This window comes from Hyalangium versicolor, assembly GCF_020103695.1.
GTDB lineage: Bacteria > Myxococcota > Myxococcia > Myxococcales > Myxococcaceae > Hyalangium > Hyalangium versicolor.
Genome location: NZ_JAHXBF010000006.1, coordinates 406,033 through 418,381, shown reverse-complemented (window position 1 = coordinate 418,381; position 12,349 = coordinate 406,033). Strand labels below are relative to the sequence as shown.

Annotated in this window: 9 protein-coding genes; 5 read left to right on the top strand and 4 right to left on the bottom strand. The window is 69.4% G+C overall.

Annotated elements, in window-relative coordinates; translation table 11 throughout:
- Positions 1 to 67: 67 nt before the first annotated feature.
- Both dnaJ and KY501_RS15455 read right to left on the bottom strand, forming a co-directional pair.
- Complete coding sequence (dnaJ, locus tag KY501_RS15460; RefSeq protein WP_224363758.1) at positions 68 to 1,198, bottom strand: molecular chaperone DnaJ; 1,131 nt, start codon at positions 1,196 to 1,198, stop codon at positions 68 to 70.
- A gap of 107 nt (positions 1,199 to 1,305) precedes the next feature.
- The gene (locus tag KY501_RS15455) at positions 1,306 to 1,752 is read right to left on the bottom strand and encodes a hypothetical protein (protein ID WP_224363756.1); all 447 of its coding nucleotides are present in this window, start codon (positions 1,750 to 1,752) and stop codon (positions 1,306 to 1,308) included.
- A gap of 151 nt (positions 1,753 to 1,903) precedes the next feature.
- Between KY501_RS15455 and KY501_RS15450 the strand changes: the two genes are divergently transcribed.
- Both KY501_RS15450 and KY501_RS15445 read left to right on the top strand, forming a co-directional pair.
- Complete coding sequence (locus KY501_RS15450; protein WP_224363755.1) at positions 1,904 to 3,667, top strand: ABC transporter ATP-binding protein; 1,764 nt, start codon at positions 1,904 to 1,906, stop codon at positions 3,665 to 3,667.
- A 60-nt stretch (positions 3,668 to 3,727) separates the two neighbouring features.
- Positions 3,728 to 4,108: a hypothetical protein gene (locus KY501_RS15445; RefSeq protein WP_224363753.1), complete on the top strand. Its 381-nt coding sequence runs from the start codon at positions 3,728 to 3,730 to the stop codon at positions 4,106 to 4,108.
- A 1,747-nt stretch (positions 4,109 to 5,855) separates the two neighbouring features.
- On the opposite strand, the gene KY501_RS53120 is transcribed toward KY501_RS15445, so the two are convergent.
- Entirely contained in the window at positions 5,856 to 6,470 is a 615-nt protein-coding gene (locus KY501_RS53120; protein ID WP_255636551.1) for a hypothetical protein, read from the bottom strand.
- Between the two features lie 64 nt (positions 6,471 to 6,534).
- Here KY501_RS53120 and KY501_RS15435 point away from each other — a divergent pair, with 64 nt between their 5' ends.
- Genes KY501_RS15435 through KY501_RS15425 form a run of 3 tightly spaced genes read left to right on the top strand, consistent with a single transcriptional unit; the run spans position 6,535 to position 8,489 of the window.
- Positions 6,535 to 7,299, top strand: a complete 765-nt coding sequence (locus tag KY501_RS15435; protein ID WP_224363751.1) for a hypothetical protein — start codon at positions 6,535 to 6,537, stop codon at positions 7,297 to 7,299.
- Between the two features lie 3 nt (positions 7,300 to 7,302).
- Positions 7,303 to 7,863: a hypothetical protein gene (locus tag KY501_RS15430; protein WP_224363749.1), complete on the top strand. Its 561-nt coding sequence runs from the start codon at positions 7,303 to 7,305 to the stop codon at positions 7,861 to 7,863.
- Positions 7,863 to 8,489: an RNA polymerase sigma factor gene (locus KY501_RS15425; RefSeq protein ID WP_224363747.1), complete on the top strand. Its 627-nt coding sequence runs from the start codon at positions 7,863 to 7,865 to the stop codon at positions 8,487 to 8,489. Before KY501_RS15430 ends, KY501_RS15425 begins: the two co-directional genes overlap by 1 nt.
- Positions 8,490 to 8,498: 9 nt before the next feature.
- Here the strand turns inward: KY501_RS15425 and KY501_RS15420 are convergent, their stop codons facing one another.
- Positions 8,499 to 12,293, bottom strand: a complete 3,795-nt coding sequence (locus tag KY501_RS15420; RefSeq protein WP_224363745.1) for a serine/threonine-protein kinase — start codon at positions 12,291 to 12,293, stop codon at positions 8,499 to 8,501.
- Positions 12,294 to 12,349 lie beyond the last annotated feature (56 nt).

Genomic DNA, 12,349 nt, shown 5'->3' with positions numbered 1-12,349 from the left:
GTTGAGCAGGCCCACGCCCACCACCGAGGTAGGCGCGGCTACACCGAGGTATTCAGAAGCGTGAGGCCTAACCGAACAGCTCCTTCACCTTGTCGAAGAAGCTCTTGGCCTGGGGATGGGACTCCTCGCCCGAGGCTTCCGCGAACTTCTCCAGCAATTCGCGCTGCTTGGCGGACAGCTCCGTGGGCGTCTCGATGATGACGCGCACATGCTGATCACCGCGCTGCTGGCTGTGCAGGTGAGGAACGCCCTTGGCCTTGAGGCGGAACACCTTGCCGGACTGCGTGCCCGAGGGGATGGTCATCTTCACCTTCCCGTCCAGCGTGGGCACGTCGATCTTCGCCCCCAGCGCCGCCTGCGTGAAGGAGATGGGCACCTCGCAGAACACCTCGTAGTCCTCGCGCTGGAACAGCGGGTGCTCGCGGACGATCACCGTGACGTACAAGTCTCCGGGAGTGCCGCCGCGATCACCCGGCTCGCCCATGCCCGCAAGGCGCACCCGCGTGCCGTTGTCCACGCCGGCCGGGATGCTCACTTCGATCACTTCCTCGCTCGGCGTCTTGCCCGAGCCCCGGCACTTCGAGCACGGATCCGGAATCACCGCGCCCGTGCCGTTGCAGTCGGTGCAGGTGCGCGACACCGCGAAGAAGCCCTGCGTGAAGCGGACCTCGCCCACGCCGCCGCACGTGGCGCACGGCTTGGGAGGCAGGCCGCTCTTGCTCCCCGAGCCGCTGCACGTCTCGCACTTCTTCGGACGCGGGATCGGAACCTTGGGGCGGCAGCCGAACGCCGCTTCCTCGAAGGAGATCTCCAGGTTGTAGCGCAGGTCCGCACCGCGGCCCGGGCCTCCGCGGCCTCCGCGCGCGCGGCCTCCGCCGAAGATCTCTCCGAAGATGTCCCCGAAGATGTCGTTGATGTTGACGCCCTGGAAACCGCCGAAGCCCTCGAATCCCTGGCCCCCGGCGGCCGCATGGCCGAACCGGTCATACCGGGCGCGGCGCTCCGGATCGCTGAGCACCTCGTAGGCCTCGGAGGCTTCCTTGAACTTCTCCTCGGCCTCCTGATTCCCTGGATTTCGGTCCGGGTGGTACTGGAGTGCCACCTTCCGGAAGGCACTTTTCAGTTCCTGAGGACTGACGTTCTTCTGGACGCCGAGAATCTCGTAATAGTCGCGCTTCTGTCCCGCCGCCGCTGGCATCGCGTCAAACCCCTGGATTTATTGGCCTTTTCAGCCTGCGTAAAACCCTGATCCACTATAACGCAGGGTTTGGAGCCAGCAATCCAGGGGCGTGCGCGAACCGCCGATCAGACCATCCACACCCGGTTGGCCGTCAGCTCCATGCGGGCCAGCCGGCGCTTGAGTGCCGGGTCCACCGGGCCGATGGCGGACCACTTGGGAACGACGAAGTGCAGTTCGGCATTGTAGAGCTTGGCCGCACTGGCCAGCAGGCTCCACCGGTTCTCCGTGAGGGGATCCTCGACCATCTCCGGGGTCACGATTTCCAGGATGATGGGCGTGCGAGCCGAGTCCGTTTGCCGACAGGTGAAGTCCGGCCGATGGTCCTCGATGGTTCCCGACAAGATGGGCGGGGGCATGAAGCCCGGCAGCCTCGCTTTGATGTCCGTGTACCCGATTGTTCGGAAGTACTCAGCCATGAGCCACAGGAGCCGCCGGCGCTCCTCGTCCTCGACCACCGGCTCACAGCCTGGACTGAACAGCGCCTCTTTTTGGTTCGTATCGTTGATGTCCATGGCTGTCGGAAAGCTGTCCGCCACACTCGCCTACAGCAACGTTCAGGCCACCGTGCGGTGGCAGGAGGGCCGCACAGCAAGCGAGGAAGCGTTGCGCGCGCTCTGAAGCGCCTTGGACGAGGGCCGCTGGAGTGAGAGAGTCCGCGCCTCCGTGGCGCCCCGTCCTTCTCCCCAGCTCTACCGTCGACTGTTGAGCTATCTGCGGCCGTACCGGCGTCTGCTGTTCGCGGGCCTGGGGGCTTCGGTGGCGGCCGCGGCGGCGACGTCGGCGTACGCATGGTTGGTGGGGCCGCTGCTGCGCGCGGTGCTCACGGGCGAGGCGGTGACGGTGGCGGGGTGGAGTCTGCCGCCGGGAGAGATGCTGCGCCGGCTGCCGCTGCTGGTGGTGGCGGTGGCGGCGGTGAAGGCGACGGCGCAGTTCCTCCAGGGCGGGTGGATGCAGCGGCTGGGGCAACGGGTGATGGCGGATCTGCGAGGGTTCTTCTACTCGCGGCTGCTCACCCAGCCTCCGGCGTTCTTCGAGAGGCGGCACTCAGGCGAGCTGCTCTCGCGCTTCACCGCGGATGTGCCGCTGGTGGAGTTCTCGGTGACGCAGGCCTTGTCCTCATATGTGAAGGATGGGCTGCAGATCCTCTCGCTGCTCGTCACGTGCGCGCTGATCGATGGGAAGCTGTTCCTGCTCACCTTCGTGGTGATGCCGGCGACAGTGGTACCGGTGTCGCGCTTCGCGCGCTCGCTCAAGAAGGTGGCCACTCGCTCACAGGCGAGCCTGGGAGCGCTGAGTTCGCTGACCTCGGAGCAGTTGCAGAACCTGCCGGTGGTGCAGGCGTATGGAGGCGTACCTCGGGCGCTGACCACCTTTGACGCGGAGGCCGAGCGGTACCTGGGAGAGATGCGCCGCTCTCTGTTCCTGCGAGGGGCCGTCAGCCCCACGGTGGAGATGCTGGGGATTGTGGGTGTGGCGCTGGTGGTGATGTGGGGAGCGCGCGCGGTGGCGACCGAGCCCGCGCTGGCCGGGCGGCTGCTCTCGTTCATCGCGGCGGCGCTGCTGCTCTACCAACCGGTGAAGTCGCTCAGCGGGACGCTGTCACAGGTGCTCACGGGACTGGTGGCGGCCGAGCGCCTCTTCGCCATCGCGGACGAGCCCTCTCCGCCAGACGAGGGGCGCGAGGCCCGTGCCCTGGGCCAGGCGCTGGTGCTGGAGGACGTGCGCGCCACGTACCTGGACGGCCGCGAGGGGCTGAGAGGAGTGAGCCTCACGGTACCTGCGGGTGCGCGCGTGGCGCTGGTGGGCGCATCGGGCGCGGGGAAGACGACGCTCTTCTCGGTGCTGCTCGGCTTCCTGCCCGCGAGCGGCGGAACGGTGCGCTGGGATGGCGTGCCGATGACAGAGCTGAAACCGTCGAGCGTGCGAGCCCAGATGGCGTGGGTGCCCCAGGAGCCGGTGCTGTTCTCCGGAACGGTGCGCCACAACCTGCTGCTGGGCCATCCAGAGGCCACGGATGCGGAGGTATGGGAAGCGCTGGCGCTGGCGCACGCGGAGGACTTCGTGCGGGCGCTGCCGGGTGGACTCGACGAGCCTGTGGGCGAGCGAGGCTCGAGGCTCTCAGGTGGACAGCGGCAGAGGCTGGCGCTGGCACGGGCCTTCCTGCGCCGTCCCTCGGTGCTGCTGCTGGACGAGCCCACGAGCGCTCTGGACGCGACGAGCGAGGCAGCCGTGGGTGAGGGCCTGGTGGAGCTGATGAAGGGCCGCACGGTGCTCGTGATTGCGCACCGGCTCTCGACGGTGCGGGACGCGGATCTCATCGTCGTACTGGACGCGGGCCGGGTGGTGGAGTCCGGCACGCATGCTGAGCTGGTGGCACGCCAGGGCCGCTACGCGCAGTTGCTGGGAGAAGGCGCCGTAGCCGCCTGAGGTACAAGTCCCTCCTGCGCTCTTGCCCCGCGCCCCCTGCTTTGCGACCGTGGCCTCCCCATGTCGCACGAGCCGTCCCCGCTCAACCTCAACTCGCTGCTGCTGGTGCCCGCCCTCGCGCTTGCCGCCACCGCCTGCTGGGCCGTCACGGCGCGTCAAGCCGCCATCGCCACCGCCGCCACCACCACCCTCTTCCTCGTCCCCGTCGTCTTCCGCCTCATGACGCGCACCTGGTATCGCGGCCTCGTCGTGCGCGGGCTCGGGCTGTTCGTTCTCGGCTTCAACCTCCCCATGTTCATCTTCGGATTCTTCGCCCATGCCAACATCGGCTGCGAACCCGGCAACTGCATGGGACTCATCATTCTCGGCGCCCTCCTCGGCCCCATCGTCGGGATCCTGTTCACCGTCGTCTACTGGCTCATCGGTCGGCCTCCGGTCTGACTTACCCGACTTACCCCGAGTACCTAATTTCTCGGGAAATGCTCGTTACCGCCAGACCCAGCTTTCCTCCCGGGGTGGTTGCGGCTGCGACCGCGCCCATCGCCGTCCTGTTCGCTTCCGCACTCCTCGTGGCCTGGAGCGGCGGGCCCGAGGAGGTCTCCCGCATCACCCACGCATCGGGGCCGTTCGCCTCGCTGGTGATGCTCTCGGGGTTGGTGGAGCTGGCCTTCCTCACCGTCATGGTCTGTCACACCGGCTCCGGGCGCATGGTGCCCCTGGCCGTCATGCTCGGCATGGCCACCCTGCCCTGGACGGTGGGTCTCCTCGGCTCCGAGGCCATCGTCAGCCGGACCGTCACGGCGCTCGGTGAGCTCGAGGCTCCGGATGCCCGCAGCGCACTGGCACTCGGCGTGGGCCAGGCCATGGCCTCGCGCATGCTCGGCGCGTGGATGAGCACGGCCCTGCTCGTGGGCCTGGGCCTGGGCCTCGCCATCGCCGGAGCCTCCTCCAACGCCCCATGGCTCCCCACACCGCGAGGCCGCACCGCCAGCCTGATGTTCGGTGTCGTCGTGGCCTTCGTGCTCGCCGCCCTCTCCCTGGCCGGAGCGTTGGAGGCCCACGCCCTCTTCGAGGGGCTCTCCCGCGTGGTGCGCACCCCCGTCACGGAGCAAATCAATCTCCTGAGCACGGCCGCCCAGGAGATGTCGAACCTGAGCCCGATCCGGAAGACCTGTGAAGTCCTCCTCGCCGGGCTGGGAGCCGTGCTCCTGATATGGCAGGTCCGCCGGGCCGCACCCCCCGCGCAAGGCTGGATGGGCAGTGCCTTCCTCGTGGCCGCCGTCGCTGCCCTGCTCGTGCTGGATGGCCACCCGCTGCGCCTCGCCGAGCAGAGCGCCCGCGCCGCCGGACTCAGCGCTCCCACCCTCCCGTCGGACTTCCAGACCCTCTCCACCCTCCGAGCCTCCACGCCTCGCCCGCTCGCGGCCCTGGTCACCCTGGAGGGCGTCGTCCCCTCCACCGGGCCCCGTCTGCCCTGGAGCGCTCCAGCCAGAACACTCGCCGAGGCCCTGTCCTCTTCTCTCCACTCCACCGCGCTGGGCCAGCCCGCTCTCAGCGGAGCCACTCCCGAGCCCGTGCTGCCGCTGCTGGCCGACGCCCGCCTCTCCGGGAGCGCCATGCGCCAGCTCCTGCGCGCCAGCTCCCTGGCCGGTGCACGCTCCGTGGTCCTCATGGGACAACAACCTCACGCCGCCCCTCCCGCAATGCTGGAGTGGTTCGAGTCCCGGCGGCCTCTCTTCTCCCTGCTCGCGGCGAGGGTGGGCATGCTGCAGCTCCTGCTGCCGTCCGCCCTGCCCCAGGCCCGTGAGCTCAGCTGGCGCGCCCGCATGGAACCCCAGGGCCAGCTCCACCTCTCCTCCACGCAGGGCAGCGGCACGCTCACCCTCTCCCTTCAAGCGGCGCCCGCGGAGATCCCCGAGGTGCTCGCGGGGACATTCGTGGGGCTGGAGGTCTCGGACACCACCTCCTTGAGCCAGCTCAGTGCCGCGGTCGATGTGCTCGAGCTGGCCGGAGCCGCTCCCGTCGCCGTGCTCGACCCGGACTCCCGCGAGGCCTTACCGGCCAACGGCGGCACGGACACCCTGTGGAGCTCTCCCCTGCTGTGGAAGTGGCAGGTGCTGCGAAAAGGCCAGGGGCCCCGCCGCGCGCAGACGCCTCTCCGCCGCGCTCCTCGGCCCGCCGTGGCCGCTCATAGCAGCGAGATGAACAGGACGATGGCCGCCACCAGGCCCACGCCGAACACCACCAGCATCACCACCCCCTCGGAACTCGAGGACCGGGGAACATTCGGCACCGCCTCCGAGCCCGGATTCACCTCCCGAGCCACCGGCGCGGCGGGGACCGCCTCGGGCGAGCGCTCCTCCGAGAGCTTGACGACGGAGGCATCCCGAAGCTCGAGGCCCTCTCGCGCCAGCGCGAGGACCCTCTTGATGTGGAGTATGTAACGGTCCTCGCCGTCGTACGTCTCCAGCGCCAGCGCCGCCCGCATGAGCCGCCCGGGTACCAGTTGGGGATCCGTGTGCACGACAGCCGCGGCCGCGGCCGCCTTCGAGGCGCTGTCCGGCTCCACCCGCCCCGTGCGCAGGCCCTCGCCGCTGGTCCACACATAGTGGTCGTCCAGCAGCGTCAATTCCTGGCGCTGCACCCGGCCCTCCAGGTCCACCAGCGACAACAGCTCCGCCCCATGCGTGCTCATGTGCCAGACCGAGCGCTGTCCATGGTCTCCGGGGGGCCCCTCCACGGCTCGCACCTGGTAGAGCGCCTGCACCGCGGACTTCAGCTTCTCTGGCGAGGGGGTGTTCATCCGTGGCCGGAGCCTAGCATGCGCACGTGCGTCTCCCCGCTCTCGGGGCTAGCGTGCGCTCCCCATGAGCCGCTCACGGGGAAGAGGCACGGACTTCGAACACCACTTCGAGGGCGCGGAGGCGCTCGACGGGCTGCTGGAGCTGGCCGGCAGCCCCTGTGACACCTCCGAAGTCATCGTCCGCATGCGCACCGCTCGCGCCGAGGGCCAGCCCCACGCCGCCGTCATTCCCACCCTCTTCCCGAAAGAGCCCCGCTTCGCCTCGCCCGAGGTGGCCCAGCGGCTGTTCGAGAACCTTTTGGGGCTGTGGGATTTGGTGGCCGAGGGCAAGCCCATCCGCACCGAGGAGGAGCCCCGGCCCCCCCGGCCGAAGAAACCCAAGCCCGTGCGCCCCCCTCCCTTCGCCCCCGGCGAGCCAGGGAGCGAATTCGTGGAGCTGGCCTGGCGTTATCTGGAGGACGACCCCAAGGAGCGCACGCGGCGGGAGCACTCCTTCGACAACCGGCAGGACGCTCTGCTGGGCGAGCTTGACGGCATGGGCCTCACGGACGAAGGATATGCGGCAGCCCGCCACCTGCTCTTCGAACTGCACGCCATGTTGGAGCTGGGCTGGCCGCCGGGACTTGCCAGTGTGGACCCGGCGGTGCTGACGAGGGAGGACACGGAGGCTCCGCCGGTGCCCCAGCCCCTCACCGCTTACGCGGACGAAGCGCTGTTCGAGGCGGAGCAAGACGAGGAGCACCCGCTCGCAGCCGAGGAGCTCGCGCGGGTGCGCACCCTGGTGCGACGCGGGCTGGCGGCGCTGTGGAAGGCCCGGAAGGGAAGTTGACGGATGGCAAGAGACAAGGACGACAACGAGGGCGGCGGTTTCTCCGGCAAGCGCAACAAGAGCTGGCGCGAAATCGACGCGATGCGAGGCAAGAGCAAGAGCCACTCGCGTCAAGATGACCCCGCCCAGCAGCGCATCGAGCGCAGCGCCTCGTATCAGAAGTACAAGGCGGCCGCGGACGCCCTCTTCACCGGAGGCGAGCTGCCCCAGGGGCTGGCCGAGAAGTTCGACCCCGAGGGCAAGCGCAAGACGCAGAAGCAGGCCATGCAGAAGCTGCAGCAGGCCGAGTCCCGCCAGGCCTGGGTCCAGGGCGTCATTGAGTACCTGGAGAAGTACCCGGAGCTGCCCGAGGACGCGTACTTCCTGGACAGCCTGTTGGACCACCCCCGCGAGCGCATCGCCGACAAGGCCCTGGCGAAGCTGGAGTCCATGGAGGCCGAGGGCAAGCTGAAGACGAAAGTTCCCAAGAGCCTGGACGAGCGCCTCAAGTCCATCCAGCTCACCAGCCTGGATCCGGACATGCAGGGCCGCGCCAAGGCGCTGCGCGAGAAGCTCAAGGCCTGATGACGCCCCAAGAGCGCGAAGAGCTGGAGCGCGTGGTCCGCCGTCTGTGCGAGCAGGGGCAGCCGGCTCGCGCGGCGGAGGCCGCCATCCGTGGCTACGGCCCGGAGATCCTCGGAGTCCTGCTGGCCACGCATCGGGATGACGAAGTGGCCGATGAGGTGTTCGCGCAGTGGAGCGAGCGCCTCTGGCGAGGGCTGGGAGGCTTCACCTGGTCCTGCTCGCTGCGCACGTGGGCCTATACGCTGGCGCGCAACGTCTCCATCAGCTTCCAGCGCAATGCGCGCTTCCGCGAGCGGCTGCACCCGCCCATGCCGGACTCCGAGGCCCTGTCGGCCATCGCCCAGCACGTGCGCACGCAGACGAAGTCCTATCTGCGCACCGAGGCCAAGAGCAAGCTGGCGGAGCTGCGCGACAGCCTGCCTCCCGAGGACCGCACGCTCCTGGTGTTGCGCATCGACAAGGGCCTGGAGTGGAAGGATCTGGCGCGGGTGATGCTCGGCGAGGAGGCCGAGGTCTCCGATGCGCAGCTCACCAAGGAGTCCCAGCGGCTGCGCAAGCGATTCCAGCTCCTGAAGGACCGGCTCGTCGAGCAGGGCCGTAAGGAAGGGTTGATCTCCCAGGAGTGAGCCCGCGTCTCAGTCCCGCTGCTTCGACATGGAGGGGATGACGATGGCCGGCAGCCGCTCGGGCGCGCGAACCGACTGGCGGGCCATCCATGCGTCGGCTTGGTGAATGAGCGCCTGCCCCTCGTCTCCGCCCAGCAGCTCGCCCCGCCTGCGCTGGATGGACGTCATGATCAGCGCCATGCCGTGCGCTCGAGCCGCCTCCTCCGCCAGGCAGAGCCATCGGAGCGCCTCGGCCTCGTTGCCCTGTCTCCAGGCCACGCCCGCACGGAGCAGGGTACCGAACGGCGCAGCGGCCCAGTTCAAGCGCTCGTGCTCCAACGCTCGCGCGGCGCGGAGCACCTGACGCAGGACTCCCTTGTCGCCGCGAGGCGCGGCCTCCAGCTCCACCAGCGCGCCCCAGTACCGGGACTCGATGCGGAGGGCGGGCACGCGCATCAGGCCCGAGCGCAACAGCAGGAAGCGCCTGCCGCGAATGACGGAGAGGGCCCGCTGCCGCTCTCCCTGGTAGAGGGCGAGCCGCACCTGCGCCGCCGAGTCCCGGTAGTGCTGGACCTGGTAGGTGCGCTGAGGCCAGTCGCGCATGGCCGTACGCAACGTCTCCCGGGCCCGCTCGGGCTCATCGGCGGCCAGGTGCACGAGGTAGTCGGTGGTCAGCCGCACCATCGTCTCGCAGTGCAGATTGCCTCGCTCGCGAGCATCCTCGATCAGCGACTTCACCAGCGTGGCGAGCCGGGGAACCTCACCGAGCTGCCACAGGACGATGGCCCACTGCGTCCTCGCGAAGTCCAGCTCCCAGGGCACCCCGGCACAGCGGCCCTGGAGCACGGTGGTGGCCTCTCGCAGGAGCGACTCGGACTTGCGGTAGTCCCCCTGCGTCATCGAGTAGAGGCCCGCGCTGAGCAACGACATTCCGAGCGCGTGGGGATGGGCCTCCTGCTCGGCGAGCTCCCGGGCCCGGCGCAGCAGGAACTCGGTCCTCTCCGTGTCCCGAGCGTTGCTGAAGGCCTGCGTGAGGGCTCTCAGGGACATGGCTCGGGAGATGCGGTACGGCTCACCGGCTTCGAGCGCCAGGAGCATGTTCCGCATCTGGAAGTCCGCGGCGCGGATGGGGTTGGTGACGGTCAGCCCCAGCGCGACGGCCCAGGTGGTGTCGATGAGCCGCAGCGTGTCCTCGGACAGCGCCGAAGCGGGCCGCTGCTGGAAGTCGAAGCCCCTCAGCTCGAGCCGGAGCCGGCGCACCACCAGCGACAGCAGCGCTCCCAAGGAGGTGGAGGGCTGTGAGAGCCCGACCTCTCGCAGGACCTGGGCGAGCACCTCGATGCCCTCCTCGATGTAGCCACCGAGCAGGAGCTGCTCCATGGCCTGCCGCCGGTGCACGAAGGCTCGGTCCGCCGGACTCGACTCCGCGACCTGGAGGTGCACCTGCGCCGCTTCCCGAGGCCTCCCGGCGCTGGTCAGCGCCTCTCCCAGACGGCTCTTGAACACACGGACCTCTTCCGAGGTCAGCGTCCCCGTCTCGAGCGCCGCACGGTAGAGCCGGGCCGCGCGATCGAAGGCGAGCACCTCATGAGCGCGCGTGGCGGCCTGGACGGCATAGCGCGCGGACTTCGGCAGCTCGCCGGCCTCGCGAAAGTGGAAGACGAGCTGCTCCAGCTCCGCGTGCCCGGACTCCTCCAACGCCAGGGCGAGTCCTCGGTGGTGTCCCCGGCGGATATCGAGAGGGAGCCGGGTGACCACGACCTCGCGGATGCGATCGTGGTACGGCAACAGCTCCTCCCGTCCCTCGACTCGCCGCACGCGCAGCAGCTGGCTGGCCCGGAGCAGCGCCAGGGCCTGGAGCTCCTCCTCCCCTCCCAGAGCGCCCGAAGCCGCGCGCGAGGCACTCGTGCGCGCCAGCGGCTGGCCCGCGACGGAGATCACCTCCAGCAGCCGCCGCGCCGCCTCGGGCAACCGCTGCAGGCGGGCCTGGATGACCGCCTCCAGTCCCATCGGCATGTCGCCGGGCCCCGTGCTGGCCTCGGTACGGGGATCCGGCAGCGAGGACTCCTCGATGTAGCGGGCCAGCTCCGTGAGGAAGAACGGACTGCCGCGCCCCTCCGAGGCCAGCACGGGAGCCGACGGGAGCCCCTGCGCGCCCGTGCCGAGCAGCGCTCGCATCAGCTCCTCCGACTCGGCGGCCTCCAGCTCGCCCACCTCCACGTCGTGCACGGCAAGGGCGGAGAAGGGCTCCTGGCGCAGGGCCTGGAGCAGCGTCGAGAGGGACGGGCTCGTGTCCGCCTCATCCTGCCGGTACGAGGCGAGCAGGAGCAGGGCCGGAGCCGATGGGGGGCGCAACACCTCCAGCAGCAGGGCCACGCTGTCGAGGTCTCCCCACTGGAGATCATCGATGAAGAGCACCAGGGGCCCGCGCCGTGCGAGCGCCACGAGCAACGCTCGCAGCGCCCATGCACCGCGCCTTCGGAGCTGAGCTGGCTCCTCCGTCTCCAACCGGGCCGCCACGGGTGCTCCGGGGAGATGTCCGAGCACGGGGAAGAGCCTCGCCAGGGCACCCAGGTCCTGTGGCAGCAACGCCTCCAGCTCCGAACGAGGCAGTCGCCTCAAGTATCGGCAGAGCGCATCGACGAGGCTGTCGAGCATCTTGTAGGGCACGGACTCCTGCTCGAAGCACCGGCCTGAGAGCACCACGCGCTCCGGCTCGGAGCCCTGGGCTGACAGGTCTTCGAGGAAGCGGTTCGCCAGCGCGCTCTTGCCCATTCCCGAGGGGCCGTGGAGGAACGCGATGGCCGTGCGATCCTCCTGCGAATCCGCGAGCGCCCCATCGAGCCTCCTCAAATGAGCGGAGCGTCCGACGAAGGCCGCACTGGGGGCGGTGGAGCGTTCTCGCGGGCGAGGGCGGGGCTCGGACTTCGCCAGCCGCTCCAGCACGTCGACTCCCGAGGGCCGCTGCTCAGGAGCGGGGGCGAGCAGGTCCAGGCACAGCGTCTCCAGATCCTCCGGGACGCCTTGGGCAAAGGTGCTCGGTGGCGGTGGAGGCTCGTTGGCAGGGGCCTTGATGTACGGCGGCCGGCCTGCGAGCGCCTCGTAGAGCATGACGCCCACGGAGTACCAGTCCGCCGCGGGGCCGATGGGGCGGGCCGCGGCCTGCTCGGGGGCCATGTAGCGAGGCGTGCCGGCTCCCATCGCCTCCTGACGTCCTTCCGCCATGTCCGTCACGAGGCCGAAGTCGAGCAGCACGACCCGGCCTCCCTCCGCGACCATCACGTTCGACGGCTTGATGTCGCGGTGCAGCTTCCCCGTGCCGTGCAGGAAGCCGAGCCCCTCGGCAAGCTGCCGGAGCGTGTCCCGCAGGCGCTCCTCGTCGAACGGGGGCAGCGTTCCCGCCGGAGTGCGCACCGCGTCCAGGAAGGAGCGGCCCCGGATCAACTCCATCGTGAGGAACCACTGCTCACCATCCGAGTGCAGCTCGTAGAACTGGACGAGGTTTGGGTGAACCATCCCCGTGAGCGTGCGGAACTCCTGTTTGAAGAGCAGGAGCGCCTGCGGATCCCTGCGCCGCATGAGCTTGAGGGCCACTGTCGCGTTGCGCTCGCGGTCGTGGGCCTCGAAGACGACGCCGAACGCACCGGAGCCGAGCTGCCGCTGGAGGACGAAGCGTTTCGAGTTCCAGTCGCGAACGAGCTCGACCTTGCCGGACACAGCCGTGTCCGAGGAGAGTTCGCTCACCGGAGCATCCGATACATGAGCCAGCTCGCGCAGGAACGCGAGCGTTAATGCACCTTCCTTGGAGGCTTCCTCTTCGCTCACACCCGAAGCCTACCGCTCTCGGGTGACGGATGGAGCCGCCCCACTCACGAGTCAGC

Bases quoted from the DNA above. Each gene is read 5' to 3' on its own strand.
- KY501_RS15435 (WP_224363751.1), top strand. From the start codon at position 6,535: ATGAGCCGCTCACGGGGAAGAGGCACGGACTTCGAACACCACTTCGAG.
- KY501_RS53120 (WP_255636551.1), bottom strand. From the start codon at position 6,470: ATGAACACCCCCTCGCCAGAGAAGCTGAAGTCCGCGGTGCAGGCGCTC.
- KY501_RS15425 (WP_224363747.1), top strand. From the start codon at position 7,863: ATGACGCCCCAAGAGCGCGAAGAGCTGGAGCGCGTGGTCCGCCGTCTG.
- dnaJ (WP_224363758.1), bottom strand. From the start codon at position 1,198: ATGCCAGCGGCGGCGGGACAGAAGCGCGACTATTACGAGATTCTCGGC.
- KY501_RS15455 (WP_224363756.1), bottom strand. From the start codon at position 1,752: ATGGACATCAACGATACGAACCAAAAAGAGGCGCTGTTCAGTCCAGGC.
- KY501_RS15430 (WP_224363749.1), top strand. From the start codon at position 7,303: ATGGCAAGAGACAAGGACGACAACGAGGGCGGCGGTTTCTCCGGCAAG.
- KY501_RS15445 (WP_224363753.1), top strand. From the start codon at position 3,728: ATGTCGCACGAGCCGTCCCCGCTCAACCTCAACTCGCTGCTGCTGGTG.